Annotated in this window: 13 protein-coding genes; 5 read left to right on the forward strand and 8 right to left on the reverse strand. The window is 73.1% G+C overall.

Annotated elements, in window-relative coordinates:
* The first annotated feature begins 58 nt into the window (after positions 1-58).
* Positions 59-3,466: a molybdopterin-dependent oxidoreductase gene (locus OHA37_RS01570; RefSeq protein WP_266901631.1), complete on the forward strand. Its 3,408-nt coding sequence runs from the start codon at positions 59-61 to the stop codon at positions 3,464-3,466.
* A 10-nt stretch (positions 3,467-3,476) separates the two neighbouring features.
* Here OHA37_RS01570 and OHA37_RS01575 read toward each other — a convergent pair whose 3' ends face one another.
* Positions 3,477-4,820, reverse strand: a complete 1,344-nt coding sequence (locus OHA37_RS01575; RefSeq protein WP_266901633.1) for a radical SAM protein — start codon at positions 4,818-4,820, stop codon at positions 3,477-3,479.
* A gap of 160 nt (positions 4,821-4,980) precedes the next feature.
* Between OHA37_RS01575 and OHA37_RS01580 the strand changes: the two genes are divergently transcribed.
* Positions 4,981-5,133 carry a hypothetical protein gene (locus tag OHA37_RS01580; RefSeq protein WP_266901635.1) on the forward strand — a complete coding sequence of 51 codons (153 nt, stop codon included), beginning with the start codon at positions 4,981-4,983 and terminating at the stop codon, positions 5,131-5,133.
* Here OHA37_RS01580 and OHA37_RS01585 read toward each other — a convergent pair.
* The 4 genes from OHA37_RS01585 to OHA37_RS01600 form a co-directional block, all read right to left on the reverse strand.
* Positions 5,088-5,555 carry a hypothetical protein gene (locus tag OHA37_RS01585; RefSeq protein ID WP_266901637.1) on the reverse strand — a complete coding sequence of 156 codons (468 nt, stop codon included), beginning with the start codon at positions 5,553-5,555 and terminating at the stop codon, positions 5,088-5,090. The two genes, OHA37_RS01580 and OHA37_RS01585, sit on opposite strands and share 46 nt — an antisense overlap.
* A gap of 36 nt (positions 5,556-5,591) precedes the next feature.
* Positions 5,592-6,593 carry an SCO0930 family lipoprotein gene (locus tag OHA37_RS01590; protein WP_266901639.1) on the reverse strand — a complete coding sequence of 334 codons (1,002 nt, stop codon included), beginning with the start codon at positions 6,591-6,593 and terminating at the stop codon, positions 5,592-5,594.
* Between the two features lie 117 nt (positions 6,594-6,710).
* Positions 6,711-8,165: an NADH-quinone oxidoreductase subunit NuoF family protein gene (locus OHA37_RS01595; protein WP_266901641.1), complete on the reverse strand. Its 1,455-nt coding sequence runs from the start codon at positions 8,163-8,165 to the stop codon at positions 6,711-6,713.
* Positions 8,162-9,190 (reverse strand): hypothetical protein, encoded by a 1,029-nt coding sequence (locus OHA37_RS01600; protein ID WP_266901643.1) that lies wholly within the window; start codon positions 9,188-9,190, stop codon positions 8,162-8,164. The genes OHA37_RS01595 and OHA37_RS01600 overlap by 4 nt, the downstream gene beginning before the upstream one ends.
* Before the next feature lie 503 nt (positions 9,191-9,693).
* Between OHA37_RS01600 and OHA37_RS01605 the strand changes: the two genes are divergently transcribed.
* Positions 9,694-10,986 carry a PucR family transcriptional regulator gene (locus OHA37_RS01605; protein ID WP_266901645.1) on the forward strand — a complete coding sequence of 431 codons (1,293 nt, stop codon included), beginning with the start codon at positions 9,694-9,696 and terminating at the stop codon, positions 10,984-10,986.
* 86 nt (positions 10,987-11,072) lie between these two features.
* Here the strand turns inward: OHA37_RS01605 and OHA37_RS01610 are convergent, their stop codons facing one another.
* Positions 11,073-11,744 carry a LysE family translocator gene (locus OHA37_RS01610; protein WP_266901647.1) on the reverse strand — a complete coding sequence of 224 codons (672 nt, stop codon included), beginning with the start codon at positions 11,742-11,744 and terminating at the stop codon, positions 11,073-11,075.
* 25 nt (positions 11,745-11,769) lie between these two features.
* Here OHA37_RS01610 and OHA37_RS01615 point away from each other — a divergent pair, with 25 nt between their 5' ends.
* Together OHA37_RS01615 and OHA37_RS01620 are read left to right on the forward strand one after the other, a co-directional pair.
* Positions 11,770-12,294: a CGNR zinc finger domain-containing protein gene (locus OHA37_RS01615; protein ID WP_266901649.1), complete on the forward strand. Its 525-nt coding sequence runs from the start codon at positions 11,770-11,772 to the stop codon at positions 12,292-12,294.
* Positions 12,295-12,560: 266 nt separating this feature from the next.
* A complete protein-coding gene (locus tag OHA37_RS01620) occupies positions 12,561-13,439 on the forward strand; it encodes a GNAT family N-acetyltransferase (RefSeq protein WP_266901651.1) in 879 nt (292 codons plus the stop codon).
* A gap of 66 nt (positions 13,440-13,505) precedes the next feature.
* Here the strand turns inward: OHA37_RS01620 and OHA37_RS01625 are convergent, their stop codons facing one another.
* Positions 13,506-14,897 (reverse strand): DUF1996 domain-containing protein, encoded by a 1,392-nt coding sequence (locus OHA37_RS01625; RefSeq protein WP_266901653.1) that lies wholly within the window; start codon positions 14,895-14,897, stop codon positions 13,506-13,508.
* A gap of 9 nt (positions 14,898-14,906) precedes the next feature.
* Positions 14,907-15,653: a DUF4142 domain-containing protein gene (locus OHA37_RS01630; RefSeq protein ID WP_266901655.1), complete on the reverse strand. Its 747-nt coding sequence runs from the start codon at positions 15,651-15,653 to the stop codon at positions 14,907-14,909.
* Between the last annotated feature and the right edge of the window lie 328 nt (positions 15,654-15,981).

The following is a 15,981-nucleotide window of genomic DNA, read 5'->3' on the forward strand; positions in this document are numbered from 1 at the left end:
GTCAGTGCCGTACGCCGGACTGTCCAATGGAGGGAGGTCTTCGAGCCAGGAGGATGTCGTGTCCGAGGAGAAGCGAGGGTTCTGCACCCTCTGCAAGTCGCGCTGCGGCGCGATCTTCACCATCGAGGACGGCCGCCTGACCGGCGTCCGACCGGACCCCGACCATCCCACCGGCACCGCGATGTGCCCCAAGGGCCGCTCCGCCCCCGAGATCGCGCACAGTACGAACCGGCTGGCCACCCCGCTGCGCCGGACCAACCCCAAGACCGACCCGGACCCGGGCTGGGTGCCCGTCTCCTGGGACGAGGCGATGGAAGAGATCGCCGCGAAGATCGGGGCGATCGCCGCCGAGAGCGGCCCGGAATCGGTGGCCTTCGCCGTGGCCACGCCCTCGGGGACGATGGTCTCGGACGCCACCGAGTGGATCGAGCGCTTCGTACGCCTCTTCGGCAGCCCGAACACGGTGTACAGCGCGGAGATCTGCAACTGGCACAAGGACTTCGCGCACGCCTTCACCTTCGGCTCGCCGATCCCGCCGCCCGACTACGCGAACGCCGACCTCGCCCTGCTGTGGGGCTTCAACCCGGCCAAGACCTGGCTCGCCCAGTCCGCCGCCCTCTCCGCCGCCCAGGCGACCGGCACCAAGCTCGCCGTCGTGGACCCGCGCCGCTCCACCAGCGCGCTGCGGGCCGACCACTGGCTGCGGGTCCGGCCCGGCACCGACGCCGCGCTCGCCCTGGGCCTCGCCCACCTGCTCATCGCCGACGAGGGCTACGACGCGGCCTTCGTGCGCGCCTGGACCAACGGCCCCCTCCTCGTCCGCGCCGACACCGGACGGTTCCTGCGCGCGGACGAGCTCCCCGGCATCACCCCGGATCTCCCGGGCTTCGCCGTCTTCGACGAGGTGACCGGCCGGGCCGAGGCGTACGACACCGCGCGCGCAGCCCACCGTCCGGAGCGCTTCGCGCTGCGCGGCACCCGCCCGATCCCCCTCCGCGACGGCTCGGTCGTCGACTGCGCGCCCGCCTTCGAGCGGTACGCCGCCGCCTGCGCGGCCTGGACTCCGGACAGGGTCGCCGCCACCACCTGGATCCCCGAGCGGGAGATCCGCGCGCTCGCCGCGGAGATCGCGGCCGCGCCCTCGGTCACCTACTACGGGTGGACCGGAGTGGGGCAGAGCGCGAACGCCGCGCAGACCGAGCGTGCCCTGGCCACCCTCTACGCGCTGACCGGCTCCTACGACGCCCCGGGCGGCAACCACGTCGTCCCCGCCCCGCCCTACAACCCGGCTGCTTCCTTCGCCCAGTTCGCCCCCGAACAGCGCGCCAAGGCCCTCGGGCTCGACAAGCACCCGCTGGGCCCGCCGGCCTTCGGCTACATCAACTCCGGCGACCTGTGCACCGCCATCGAGACGGGCCGGCCCTACCCCGTCCGCGCCCTCGTCGGCTTCGGATCGAACCTCGTCGTCGCCCAGCCCGACTCCGACCGCACCGCCCGGGCGCTGGCCGCGCTCGACTTCCAGGTCCACCTCGACCTCTTCCACAACCCGACCAGCAGCAGCGCCGACATCGTCCTGCCGGTCAACAGCTCCTACGAGCACGAGGCCCTGCGCTTCGGTTTCGAGGTCAGCCACCGGGCCCAGGAGCAGGTCCAGCTCCGGCCCCGGATGGTGGAGCCGCAGGGCGAGTCCCGCAGCGACACCGAGTTCGTCTTCGACCTCGCCTGCCGTCTGGGCATGGGCGGGGAGTTCTTCGAAGGAGACATCGAGGCCGCCTGGAACTGGCAGCTCGAACCGCTGGGCCTGACCGTCGAGGAGCTGCGCGGCCGACCGGGCGGCGTCCGGGTGCCCCGCGAGGAGTCCTACCGCAAGTACGCCGCCCCCGTACGGGGCGACGCGGACACGGTGACCGGCTTCGCCACGCCCACCCGGCGCGTGGAGCTGTACTCCGAGCGGCTGCTGGAGCACGGGTATCCGGCGGCGCCCGAGCACCACGACCCCGCGCCCACGGACGCCGCGTACCCGCTCGTGCTGACCTGCGCCAAGCACGGGTACTTCGTCCACAGCCAGCAGAGGTCGCTCACCTCGCTGCGCCGCCGGGCCACCGACCCCTCGGTGGACCTGCACCCGCAGACGGCCGCCGCCCACGGCATCGGCGAGGGCCAGTGGGTGGAGCTCGCCACGCGCCTCGGCTCGATCCGGCTGCGGGCCCGCTTCGACGACTCCCTGCACCCCTCCGTCGTCGTGGGCGAGTACGGCTGGTGGCAGGAGGCCACCGACCTCGCCCTCCCGGGCGCCGACCCGACCGCCGCCACGGGCAGCAACTTCAACCGGCTCATCGACCACGCCGAGACCGACCCGCTCAGCGGCTCCGCACCGATGCGGGCTGCGGCCTGCCGGATCAGCCCCGTACCCGGAGACGGCGCCTGGACCGGAACCCGCCCCTTCACCGTGACGGCCCTCACCGAGGTGAGCCCCGGCATACGCGCCCTACGGATCGCCCCCGAGGACGGCGGAGCCCTGCCGAACTTCCGGCCCGGCCAGCACCTGACCGTCCGCGCCGAGAACCCGGACGGCACCGTCCAGGATCCGGCCGACGGCCGCAGCTACTCCCTCACCGGGCCCGCCCTCGCGGCCGGCCGCACCGACTACGGGCTCGCCGTACGCCACATCCCCGGCGGAGCCTTCTCCACCCGGATCCACGAGGAGCTCAAGGCCGGGGACCGGCTCCACCTGGCGAGCCCGGGAGGCGTCTTCGCCCTCCCCACGCACACCGGCAACCCGGTCGTGCTGCTCGCCGGCGGCATCGGCATCACCCCGTTCCTCAGCTACCTCGAAACCCTCGCCGCCACCGGCGGCACGGTCCCCGAGGTCGTCCTGCACTACGGCAACAACAACGCGGCCGACCACCCCTTCCGGGACCGGCTGCGCGAACTGGCCGCCCGCATACCGGCCCTCACGGTCGTCGACCACTACGCCGCTCCCGGTACGGACGACGTCCCCGGCCGGGACTACGACCGCACCGGGTTCATCACCGTCGACGACATCGACCCCGGCCTCATCGCACGCCGCGCCCGCTTCTACATGTGCGGACCACAGCCCATGCTCGACGCCCTCACCGGCGCCCTGATCGCGCGCGGCGTCCCCCGCTTCGAGGTGTTCAGCGAGAAGTTCCGCCCGGCCCGGCGGGAGGTAACCGTGCCCGACGACGCCGAGTACACCGTCACCTTCGCCCGGTCCGGACGCAGCGCCGTCTGGCGCAAGAACGACGGACCGCTCCTCGCCCTGGGCGAGGCGGCCGGGGTCGCGATGCCGAGCGGCTGCCGGGTCGGGCAGTGCGAGAGCTGTGCGTGCGGCGTGCTGGGGGGCACGGCGGCGCACCTGGTGACCCCCTCGGAGGACCTGCCCGACACCGACGTCCTGACCTGTCAGTCCCTGCCGACCTCGGACCTGGTGCTCGACATCTGAGGGCCGTCGGTCAGGAGGCGGTCTCCTCCGTCGCCTCCAGCCCCTCCAGGCTGTCCATGAAGGAGGAGACGGAGAACACCGCGCGCCCGGGACCGGCCGGACCGTAGCCGGGCGGGGAGCTCAGGCCGAACTCCTCCAGCGTCGCGCGGTAGGTCTCCAGCAGGCGGACGTGGTATTCGAGGGGCGCGCCCATCGGGTTGGCCTTGCCCAGCGGGGTCGTCGGCTCCGGGCACCAGGTGGTGAAGCGCGGGACGACACCGTGCGACATGAAGAACCGCAGGCCCTCCTGGGTCGACGCGATCGCCTCGCTCACCTTGGTGAAGCCGAAGGGCTCGGCCATCTCGATGCCCGCCACGAAGTTCGGGATCACGTTGCGCGGGCCGAACACCTCGGTGGAGTCCAGGATCCTGCGGTGCCATTCGTCGCGGCCGACGTAGCGCTCCTTGCCCGGGCAGTGGAGCTTGAACAGGTACTCGTCCCACACCTCGAAGTTGGGGTGGTAGATCTTGACGCCGTGGTCGTGGAAGCGCTGCACGGCGTCGCGCGGCAGGGCCTGCGCGACGACCTTGCCCGTCCAGCGGCCGGGGAAGCGCTCCTCGATGGCCTGCGCGTACTGGCCGTAGAAGTCGGCCTCGTCACGGCCGCCGACCTGGGAGGTGATCGAGCCGCCCGTGAGGGTGTAGGCCCGGGAGATGCCCGCCGTGTCGTACCGGTCGATGATCTCCAGCGCCTCCAGCACCTCCTCGACCGGCTTCACCCCGGTGTAGGGGCGGCCGGCCGCCTTGTGCTGGCGCCAGTTGTGGTTGATGTCGCAGAACTGGCACTCCTCCTTGGCGCCGAAGTACTGGCACACCCGGAAGACCGTCAGGTAGATGAGGTAGCCCCACTGGATGGTCGGCGCGACCTCCATCACCGACTTGCCGTTGGACAGCTTGTGCTTGTAGTACTCCGGCATCGGCGGCAGGCCGACGTCCGAGATCCGTACGCCGTCCAGGTACAGGCCGAGCGCGCCGTCCTCCCCGCCGCGCACGACGTACGGGGAGTCCGGGTTGACCCGTACGGAGACCACGGTGCGGCGCAGCTCGTACGGGCCGCCGGTGAGCACGATCTCCTCCGGGGGCCGGTTCAGCGCTGCGGCGCCGAGCTCCGGGAGGGTGCGGTGGTCGAAGGAGAAGATGAAGTACGACTTGGGCTTGATGTCGCCCGAAGACCCGTCGGCGCCCCCGCTGAGCGCGGACTCGTCGAAGGCCATGCCGCCCCGCAGGAGGTCTTCCTTGATCACGGCTTCCCGGGGCACGTGCGGGAAGCGCCCCATCAGGTCCTCGATCAGCGCGGTACGGCTGGGACTCTCCATCTGCGGCTCCATTCCAGGCTTTGCCGGTCCGGCGGCCCGCCCCCTTGGCGTTCCGCGCGGCACGGCGGTGATCTCACTGTAATCAGGACGCCCGGGCCCCGGTGCAGCGCCTCCTGGGCAGCCCGCCGGCCTCGAAACCTTCGCCTCGTACCACCACGCGGTGCTCGACCCGGCCACGGGAGCGCAGCTCACCAGCTCGTTCCTGGGCATCGGGCTGGTCTGCAACCCGCTGCGGATGACCGGCACCACCGGCCCGGACGGCACCCTCTACCAGGGCACCGAGACCGGCGTGGTCAGGATCACCAGGGGGTGAGCGCCGCCGTGGGGGTGCGCGGGGGCTGATTCCAGGGTTCCGCCGAGGCGGGCGCGGGCCGGGGCCAGGGCGTCCGCCGAGGGCGCCGTGATGATCCAGCGCTCTCCGACGAGGTACGTGCCACCGTACTGCCGGGACTCCGCCAGCCAGGCGGAGCGGCCCTGCGCCGTACTGAAGGTGGCGAGCCGGAAGGCCTGCGCGTCCACTGCGCAGGCGCCCTCGCGCACCTCCTGCGCGTCGACCGTCACCTCGGGGACGCAGCCCAGGGCGGCCGCGATCCGGTCCAGTTGCTCGGGGGCGGGGGGCGGGGGCGCCGCTCGCCCCCCGGCGCCGCCCGCGCTGCCTGCTCCTCCCGTACCTCCCGCGCCCGCGGTGCAGCCGACGCAGAGGAGGGTGGCGAGCAAGGCGATCGCGCGGGGCACGCGTCGTGCCCCGTTTCCCGTGCCGGGCACGGCCGGTCAGCCCGCCGCCGGGATCTTCTTGCCCGCGTCGTCCACCGCGAACCAGAGTCCCTGCAGGCCGTGTCCGTTGGTCTGGCCCGGTGCGGTGTCTCCGGTGAAGAGGTAGACCGGCCAGCAGTCGATCGTCAATTGGCGGGTTCCGTCGGGACGTTGTACGGAGCCGACCAGTCCTGCGGGAATTCCGACGGCCTTTTCCCCTTCTACGGGTTCTGCGGGCTTCCAGGTGTCCAAACAGGAATCGAGGCAGCCGAATTTCATCGGCCAGGCGCTGTCCTTTCCGAACCGGTAGAGGGTGCGCCCCCGGGAGTCCACCATGAGCTTTCCGAGTTTCGCGTCCTCCACGGCGGAGAGCGGTGCGGATTCCTTTTCCGGCTCCGCCTCCGCCGCCTTTCCTCCGTCCCGCGCCAGTGCGCGCCAGGTGCCGCCGACGCCCTCGCCCTTCGCGTCGCCCGGCCCGGTGTCCTTCGCGTACCGGTACACGGGCCACCCCGCGAGCGTGAGCTGGCGGGTACCGTCGGACCGCTCGACCGAGCCGAGCAGCCCTGCGTCGATGCCGGCCGGGGCCTGGGCCCCGTCCGCCGGGACCGGGGGCCAGAGGGTGGCGCAGGCGTCCTCGCAGTTCGACCGGGACGGCCGGGCGGTGTCCTTGTCGAACCGGTAGAGCGTGGCTCCGGCCGCGTCGGTGACCGCGCTGCCGACCTCGGGGATCTCCCTGACCGCCAGCCTGCCGGCCGGGGTCGCGTCCGCGTCGGCGGGGTCCGCGCCCGAACCGGCGTCGGCATCGGCGTCCGCCTCCGCCTCCGTGCCCGTGTCCGCCTCCGACCCCGCTCCGTAGCCCTTGCCGTCCCCGGCGCCGTGCCCCACAGCCCGTTCCGCTCCCGCCGCCCGGACGGTCACCGTACGGGCGCCCCCGTCCTCGCTGCCGCATCCCGACGCCAGCAGAAGCACCGTCAGCATCGATCCGGCGGCGGCCGTGGTCGCCCGGTTCCTGTTGCCCATGGGAGTTCTCTCCTTAGATTTCCATCCGGCGCGCTTCCGTCGGGATATTCATAAGGGCTGCGGGGACCGCCGTAATCAATGGCGCGGGAATTTGTCAGATCACGCCAAAGCGTGAACTCATTCCTGGATGCGGAGCGCGAGCGCCGGGCAACGGCGCACCGCACGCAGTGCTTTCGGCCGCAAGGGGCCGGGCACCGGCATGACGCCGCGTGCCGGATATCCGTCCTCGTCGAGGCGCACGACATCGGGGAGAAGGTCCACGCAGAGGCCGTGCCCCTTGCACAACGTCCAGTCCACGACGAGCCGTTCGGGGCTCTCGTCCGCGGGCAGCGGCAGGGCGCCCAGCACGCGCCGTCCACAGCCGCTGCCCAGCGCATGGTCACGGAACTCGTCGGGGAAGACGGCCAGCGCAGAGGCCACGAACGAGGAGGTGCCGTCCGGGTGTGAGCAGGCTCCCCGGCCGCGCACCCCCCGCATCCGGGCCTGTACGGCGTCGAGGGCCGCCCCGCCCCCGCCGGCCACGAGCCGTTCCACGGCGTCGGCGAGCGAGGGCAGGCCCCGTACGCACGGTCCGCACTGGCCCGCCGACTCCCGTGCCAGCCAGCGCGCGACCCGGGCCACCTCGCCCGCCGGGCACGTGTCCTCGGGTAGCGGCAGTACCGCGCCGGCGCCCAGGACCGCGTCGTAGGCCGCCAGCGACTTCCGCGAGATCAGCGCCTCGCGCGCCGCCCCCGGGTCCAGCCAGCGGCCGTGGAAGCCGCCCACCAGCACCCCTTGTCCGGGCACGGTGCCGCACAGGTCCAGTACGTACGCCAGGGACGTGCCCAGGGGCACCTCGACGACGGTCGTCCCGGCGACGGTCAGCAGGGTCGTGCCGGGTTCGTCGGGCAGTCCGGCCGTGCCGTACGCGGGCGCGCCGAGGCGGGCGGCGACGGCGAGCTGTGCGTACGTCTCCGCGTTGGACAGCAGGGTGGGCAGGCCGCCGAGTCCTCGCTCGCTGGTCCGCGTCCGGTGCCCGGAGGGTACGGCGGCGCCGCCGTCCAGGCCGTTCACGAGGGCGCTGCCCTCGCCCGTGACGAAGCGTTCGGGGAGCCGGACGACACGCACCCGCCGCCCGGCCGGTCCCCGTTCGGCGACGGCTTCGGTGAGCGAGCGCTCCACGTCGGGCCGGGTGACGCCGACGACCACGTCCTCGGCACCGAGCGCGGCGGCGGCCACCAGCGCGCCGTCGAGCACGAGGTGCGGCACGTAGAGGAGCAGGGCGGCGTCCTTGAGGCAACTCGGTTCGCCTTCGGTCCCGTTGACGACCACGGCGGTGCTTCCGTCCTGCCCCCGGGCGGACCGGATGACGGCCCGGAGCTTGCGGGCGAAGGGGAAGCCCGCTCCCCCGCGCCCGCCCAGGGCGATGCCCTCGGCGAGTTCGACGAGTTCGTCGGAGGGGTAGCGGGGCAGCGCGCCGTGCACGCTCAGATGCCCGGCCCGGTCCAGCCGCTCGGCGGTGTCGAGTCCGGCCAGCAGCCGGGGCGCTCCCACGCAGCCGAGGGCGGGCCGCGTGCCGGAGCCGCCGTTCACCGTCCGCTCCGTACGCCGTCGAGCGGCCCGGGCGACGGCGGGACGGACGGCGGCGGGACGCGCGGCCCCGCGGACGGCTCCGCTGCCCGTTCCGGGCGGGCGGGGAACACCGTGACACCGGGCTGCCGGGTCAGGCGCGCGGTCAGCAGCTCCGCCGCCCACTCCGCCGGCCTGCGCACGAAGGGCGCCGGCCGGTGAGGCGGCGCCTGCCCGGGCACCCGGGACGGTACGGACGGCGCGTGCGGCGGGGACGGCGCCGGCGGCTCGGCCGGTGCGGCCGGCGTGCCGGACGGGCGCGCGGCGGCGAGCGTACGGAGCTTCGCGCGCAGCCGCAACGCGAGCAGGCCGGCGACGGCGACCAGGCACAGGGCGTACCCGACGGTCACCCAACCACTGGCGGCGCGACCGGACTTGAGTCCGTGCACCAGCGAGGCCCCCCAGGCCGGGTACGCACCCATGTGCAGGGCCCGCCACCACAGCGACCGCCCCCGGGTGGCGAAGGCGCCGCGGACGGCTCCGGAGACGGCCACGGCGACGAACCCGTATCCGGCCAGGCTGCCGAGGCCGATGAGCAGGGGGCGCTGTCCGTCCGTGAACGGCAGGACCACGGCGGCGGCGTCGGTCCGCGAGCGCGCGACCTTGATCCACACGTGCAGGAGGAGGAAGCCGAGTCCGGCGACGGCCAGGCCGCGGTGCGCGGCTTGGGCGACGAGCCGGTGCCCGGAGGCGAGCAGTCTGCGGTCGGTGGCCGCCAGGCCCCACAGGACGGCGCCGGTCAGGGAGACCAGCGAGAGCACCCCGGCCGCGTAGTCGAGGAAGTCCCACAGGCGGGTCAGCGCGCCGGCGCGGGCCGCCACGAGCAGGGCGGCCAGGGCCGCGAGGCCCGCCGCGCCCAGGGCCGCGGGGTGCGGTCCCCCGGCGGCGGACAGCAGCGGGGGACGCCGCACCGCCCGCCGGCCGGAGCCGCTCGGCGTCGCCGGCGTCGACGCCGTCGGGGAGAAGGCTGCGGATGCGGGGCCGGACACGGAGCGGCCGGATTCCGGGCCCGCTACCGGCCCGGATGGCGTTCCGGCGTGGCGTCGGGTACCGCCTCTCGTGCGGCGGGCCCGGTGCGAACGGCCGGGCGGGCGGGGCTGGAGCAAGGGCATGTGGTCTCCCATACGTCCGGACCCGAGCACTTCCACCTCGCGCTCGGCGCCCGGGGGTCGACGTCGTAACCGCTCCTCGGCGGGCGGGAGATGGGCGCCTGGCCCACCGCGCCGGCCGGGAGCGGGGGCCGGAGTGCAGAAGCATCGTGGAGGTATGCAAGCGCTCCACAGGATTTATCGAAACGTGATAATTTCTGGCCCTCGCACAGCCATCGCATCGAACATCCCCGGAAGATTCCCTTCCAGTGGTGCGGTTGCGACGGGGTTGACACCTGATCCGCCGCCGCACCTCCCCGACGGCGATCGAGCCGATGCCGCGGGACTGCGGGCTTGCCACCGTCCCACGGGGCAGGCGATACCCCGGCTTGAACGAGGTAACAATGTGCGAACTTCTGAACCGCATCTGGTCCCGCCCCCGCGGCGAGTGGACCCGGGTCCTGCGCAAGGAACTGCCCACGCTCGCGGCGGGGATGGTGGAGGAGCTACGGGAGACCGTCCCCGGATTCTCGGCGCTCGTCGAGGACATCGGCGACGAGGTGGTCAGACGGAGGATGGAGGGCGCCCTGCTCACCGCCCTCGGTTACCGCGAGGGCGCCGGCGGCGCGGGGTGCGGGGAGACCACCCGCGCGGCCGACGGAGCCGACCCGGCCCGCGCGCAGGAGCCGTCTGACGACCACGCGCAGCCCCGGTCCGGCCCCGGACCCACCGCCCCGACGGCCGCGGCCTTCGAAACCGAGCACGCCCGGCCCCACCCACACGCCCACGCCCACCCCGACTCGGACCCGGACCCGCACCCGGCCTTTCGCGGAGGGGAGTTGCCACCGCTCCAAGCAGTCCCCTTACAACGCTTCGGCTCGGTCCGTGAGCAGGCCCGGCGCGAGCTCTTCGCCCTGCTCACGGGTGACACCCCGCACCGCGAAGCGGGCCTCGCCGAGCTGGCCGAGCTGGCCGGACCGGCCGGATGGCCGCTCCCCGTAGCCGTACGGGCGGTGGCGCTGGCCTCGCCCGGCGAGACTCAGCAGCTCGCGGCCCTCCTCGACGACTGCCTCGGCGGGATGGTCGCGGGCCAGCCCTGCCTGCTCGTCCCGACCGCCGACCCGGAGGCCCGTACCGCCCTGGACGGCGCGCTGCGCGGCCGGCTCGCCGTGGTCGGCCACCCGGTGGCCCCGGGCGACACCGCCTCCTCCCTGCGCTGGGCGGTACGTCTGCTCGCGCTGGTCCCGGCGCACAGCAGGTCCGGGCCGGACGCCCGGACCGTGTTCGTGGACGACCACCTCTCGACGCTGCTCCTCCTCCAGGACGAGCCGCTGGCCCACGCGCTCGCCGCGCGCTGGCTGCGGCCGCTGGCGGACCTCACCCCGCGCCAGAGCGAGCGGCTCGAAGTGACCCTGCTCGCCTGGCTGGAGGGCGGCGGAGCTCCCGAGGCGGCGAAGGCGCTCAGCGTGCACCCCCAGACGGTCCGCTACCGGATGCGCCAGCTGGAGAAGCTCTTCGGGCCCGGTCTGCGCGACCCGCGCACCCGCTTCGAACTGGAACTGGCGCTGCGCAGCCGCCGGTTGATGGCCCAGGTGCGGCTGCGGCCGGTCCGCGGCAGCCGCCGGGCGCGCGTGGTGGCCGCCGACTTCCGCCCGTCTCCGGGCGACGGCCGCATCGCCCGCGTCAACGGCCTCTAGATGATGGGGCAGCACCCCTCGTTTCTCACGTGAGGCCCTCTTGGGCGCGACGCCCAGGAGGGCCTCGGATCCGTCGACGGTGGTCGTCAGACCACCCGGGCGCGAGCAGGCACCTCGCGGACGAGGAGCAGTGCCACGGTGCCCAGGAGGGTCCCGGTGATGCGGCGTTGCACGGTGGCCCAGGTGGGACGTCGCCCGAGGAAGGTGGCGATGGCGCCGGCGCCGATGACGATCAGGGCATTGACGGTCAGGCTCACCGCGATCTGAAGCGACCCGAGCGTCAGGCCCTGCACCGTCGGACTCCCGCGATGCGGGTCGATGAACTGCGGGATCAGGGTCAGGTACATGATCGCGGCCTTGGGATTGAGCAGGTTCGTCACCAGCCCCATGCGGAAGAGTCGGGCCGGACTGTCACGGGGAACGTCACGGACCTCGAACACCCCTCGCCCTCCGGGGCGCAGGGCCTGCCAGGCGAGGTGGACCAGATAGAGGACGCCCGCGGCTTTGAAGCCGATGAACAACCAGGGCACGGCGACGAACACGACCGCGAGGCCGAGGTTGCCCATCAGCATGTAGACGACGAAGCCGACGCCGGTGCCGGCCAGGGAGACGAGCCCCGCGGCGCGCCCCTGGCTGATGCTGCGCGAAACGAGGTAGATCATGTTGGGCCCGGGGGTCAGGGCCATGACCAGCGCGGTGAGTGTCATTCCGAGGACGGACGCACCGAGGACGGGTGAGGACAACGGGGTGAGGGACATGACCCCACCCTGATGTAATGGCCTTATGCACCTCAACCCTTACGGCGAGTATGCCGTGCTCCTCGCCCGTTCCCTGGCCGACGACTGGCCCGGCACCCGGTCCGGGATCGTCGAGCGGACGCGCGAGTTCGGCATGACGATGCCCTTCCCCGAGCGGCCCGACGATCACGCCCGCTGCCGGGCGGTGCTGGATGACTGGATCCGGGTCGTCGACGCCCGCGACCCGGACGAGCGGGCGGCGATCCTCAACGAGCAGATGGCCACCGCGACCGCGTATCCACGCCTGACCGACCACAACGGCGAGGGCTGGCACCTGCACTACCGCGACGTCGACGACGACCTGGCGCGAGTCCTGCACGCCGTGTTCAGCGTCGGCACGGCCCTCCACCTGACGACTCGCGGCATGAACCGCCTCGGCCGGTGCGCGGCCGACCCCTGCACGAACGTCGTCGTCGACACCTCGCGCAACGGCACCCAGCGGTACTGCTCACCGCGCTGCGGCAGCCGCGACGCCGTCCGCCGCCACCGCGCTCGCCTGCGCGAGCGGTGACGGCTCGCGCCGCGCGCCTGCTCGCCGAGGACGGCCTCGTGCCACCGTCCCGGTCGCGGCCGTCAAGGGACGGCCGTGACGACACGGCCGCACCGGCCTCCGGTTAATCCTTTGCCGAGGAACCGACGGACCGGCTACGTTCTCCCGGCCGTCCCTGTTGATCCGGACCGGCACCGTCGACGAGGAGGTGTGGAGCACATGCGCAGGAGTGCCCGGCAGTTGAGCCCGCGTACTGACCTTTGCCACCTCCTCACGACGGAGACACCTTGTCGCTCCACATCACGCCGCTGACCGACCCCGCTCACGGGGCGCACAGCCGGCGCCTTGCATGGCTGGCGTCCGACGCCGATGCCAACCCTGTCGGGACGGCCTTTCTGCGCCTGTTCGACGGCGGACAAGCGCACTTGGCCGAACTCACCCTCCACGTCCACCCCGTGGAGCGCCGCGAGGGCGTCGGCTCCCGGCTGCTCGACACTGCCGTGGCCGCCGCCCGGGACGACAACCGGCGCTGCGTCGTGGCGCAGGCCGGGGCCGGATCGCCCGGCGACGACTTCTTGGCGGCCCGCGGCTTCCGCAAGGTCCTCACTCTGAGGTTCGCCCGCCTGCCCCTGGCCGATGTGGACATCCCCTCCCTGGCGGAGATCATCGAGCGTCCGCATTCCGGCTACCGGCTGGCGTCCTGGCAGGGAACCGTCCCCGACGATCTCGCCCAGACCTTCGCCGACTCACGTCGCGCCATGGACGACATGCCCATGGAGGACACCGACCACGGCACCACGGCCTGGGACGTGGACCGGGTCCGGGCTGCGGCCAAGGCGGTCGAACAGCGCGGCGACCACCTGCACACCGTCGTCGCCATCGACACCTCCAACGGCTCGATCGCCGGGTTCACCGAACTCGTCGTGCCCGGCGACGGCACAGGTGATGCCCAGCACTACGGCACCGGCGTCCTGCCCGAGCACCGCGGACACGGCCTCGGCCGATGGATGAAGGCCGAGTCGATCCGACAGGCCCACGGGGACCATCCGAACCTCGGCGGCCTCCTGACCGACACCGCCGACAGCAACACGCACATGAGACACATCAGCGACAGCCTGGGCTACCTGCCCACGCACACGACGCGCCAGTACCAGCTCGACCTGTAGGGACGAGCAGGCGAGGCGGCGCCGGCCCCTGAACGTGCCTCGGGGCCGGCGCCGCCTCTCGTCGGGTCAGCGGCAGGTGCGGCCGCCGTTGACGCAGCGCACCGCCCGGGCCATCAGCTGGTCCGGCATGACGTTGATGAAGTCCCCGTGGTCGGTGACCGGCTTGTGCAGTTGCTCGGGGAAGCTGTCCACCGCGAAGCGTGCGCCGGGGGGCGTCGCGTAGACGATCCGCTGCACCAGTTGCGGGACGGCCTTGAAGCCCGCCGGGCAGGAACCGTCGCGGGCGGCGAAGGCCACGTGGGTGCGGTGGTTGGCGCTGTCGGTGTTCTTTCCGTCCCAGCAGCTCTGGAAGGCGAACGTCCGTACCACGTCGGTGCCCTTGGGGCAGATCGGGTACTTGTCCTTCAGCTGGCGGTTTTCGAAGCCGGTGCAGCTCCACGAGGCGTTGGCGTTGGCCGGGCCGTTGGTGAAGGCCTTGGCGTCGCCCGTGATGATCCTCAGGAAGCGGGGCATGGCGGTGACCCGGGAGACGGGGCTGCCCTTGAACTGGATGGTCACCTGCTTGGGCCGCAGGATCGTGCCCACGTTGGCGTCCTGGCCGCCGCCGGGGGCTCCCGCGTCCTGCTCGGCCTTGCCGTCGCGCAGCCTCAGCACCGGCCAGTAGTAGGTGGACAGGTCTCCGTTCGTGCAGGTGGTCGCGGAGGCGGCGAGGCTGTTGTTGGTGGAGAAGGCGTCCGTGGTCTTGTTGCCGACGTAGTCGTGCATGTGGTGGGCGCCGTTGCTCACCCCGGGGGCGACGATCACGTTGTCGGGGTTGAGGTGGCGCTCGTCGTTGCGGCCGCATTCCACGGAGAAGGAGCCCTTGGAGGCACCGGACTTGGGGTCCGGGCGCCGGACGTTCGGCTTCACCGATCCGATGGCCACGAAGTCGGAGCGGGCCGGCCCTCCCTTCAGGACGGTGTCCGCGCCGGCCCGGGCGGCCTCCTCCTCGGCGGCCGGTGCCTCCCGCATCGCGCAGGCGCTCAGCTCCGCCAGCCCGTCGGGGCGGGCGGCGGTCCGTCCGATCGCTTCGGAGACCCGGCCGATCGACGTGTCGCGCCGGTCCTTCAGCTCGCCCAGCAGCGCGTCCGCCGGCGCCCGGCCGGTGGCGAGCCGCTGGTAGGCCTCGGCGATCTGGGTGTCCAGACCGGCGAGTTCCCGGTCCACCTCGCCGCGCACCTGATCGGGAACCTCGCGCAGCCGCTCGCCGACGTCGGGGCAGTCAATGGTGGCCGTCACCGGCGCCGACCGCGCCGGGTCCTGGCCCGCGGAGGCCACCTGGCCCGCGATCACCACCCCGGCGCCGCCCAGGAGCAGTGCGGACGCCGCGGCGAGCGCCTTGTACAGGGGACGGACCTTGCGTTTGTGCCCTGCACCGTCCCGGCGCGCCGGGCCTTGCGTGGAGTCGTTGTCGTGCATGTGATCACTTCACTTCCTCGGTCGGGTGTCGGTGGGAGGGGCGGGCGCGGGGACGGGGGGAGGGCTGTCCGCGAGACCCTCGAAATCGACCAGTCCGCTGGCTTCGAGGACCGCGATGTGGTCCAGGACCGTGGCGTTGGCGTCCGTGGCGAGCTCGCGGACCACGGAGTTGCGGGTCTGCGCCCGCACTTGGGCGACGAGCGTGAAGACCTTGCCGTGCGCCCGCCGCAGCAGCTGCACGAACAGCCGCTCGTACGTCGCCCCTTGGGCCCGTTCCAACTGGTCGAGCCAGGCCTGCTGCTGACCGGACGGCCGGTCCGGCAGTTCGACGCCGAGCGCCTGGCCCACCTCCAGGACCCTCCGGTCCAGTTCGGCGTGCCCTTCCACGAGGTGCTCGCCGGCCGTCCGCACCGATCTGCGGGTCCCCCGTTCCTGGGCCTGCTTGCCCGCGGGCAGTTCCCACAGGCCGGCGAGGCGGACCTTGCGCACGAACTCGCGGTCCTGCGCGGTCAGCGGCCCGAAGGCCGTGTTCATCACCCCGGCACCGTCGTCATCGGCGGAGGCGGAGGCGGGCGAGGCGGCGGGGGCGGACGCCGGGGCCGGGGCGGCCGTGGCGGTTCTTCCGCCGAAGCTCCGTACCGGTATCAGCAGCGCGATCAGCGTGAGGGCGAGGGCGCCGATGACGATGCCCGTGCCCATCACGTGTCGCGAAGCGACCGACATGCCGCCGACGTTCGTCCGACGGATTGACAGCACTGTGCCTCCTTGGCTCCCGGGACGATCCGGGAGCCGCACGGAGCACGCCGCTCCCCGGTCCCCGGGTGCCAAGGGACGCTAGCGCCGACCACGCCTCCCCCACCGAAGGCCCATCCGGACTGGACAAACATCCGGGCGACCCGCCGAAAGGCTGCTACGGTGCCGCGCGCCCGGCCGCCGCACGGCCCGCGCTCCCGACGCCTGACGTGAGGACAAAAACCCCGGCGCGTCGGCCAGTTGTCCGGATTTCCGGTCATTCGCGAGGAGTAGAGGGACCCGCCCCTCAGGTGGATTCGCCCGGGCCGCGGGGTGACCCAGGGTGGGGGCG

This window comes from Streptomyces sp. NBC_00335, from assembly GCF_036127095.1.
Taxonomy (GTDB): Bacteria; Actinomycetota; Actinomycetes; order Streptomycetales; family Streptomycetaceae; genus Streptomyces.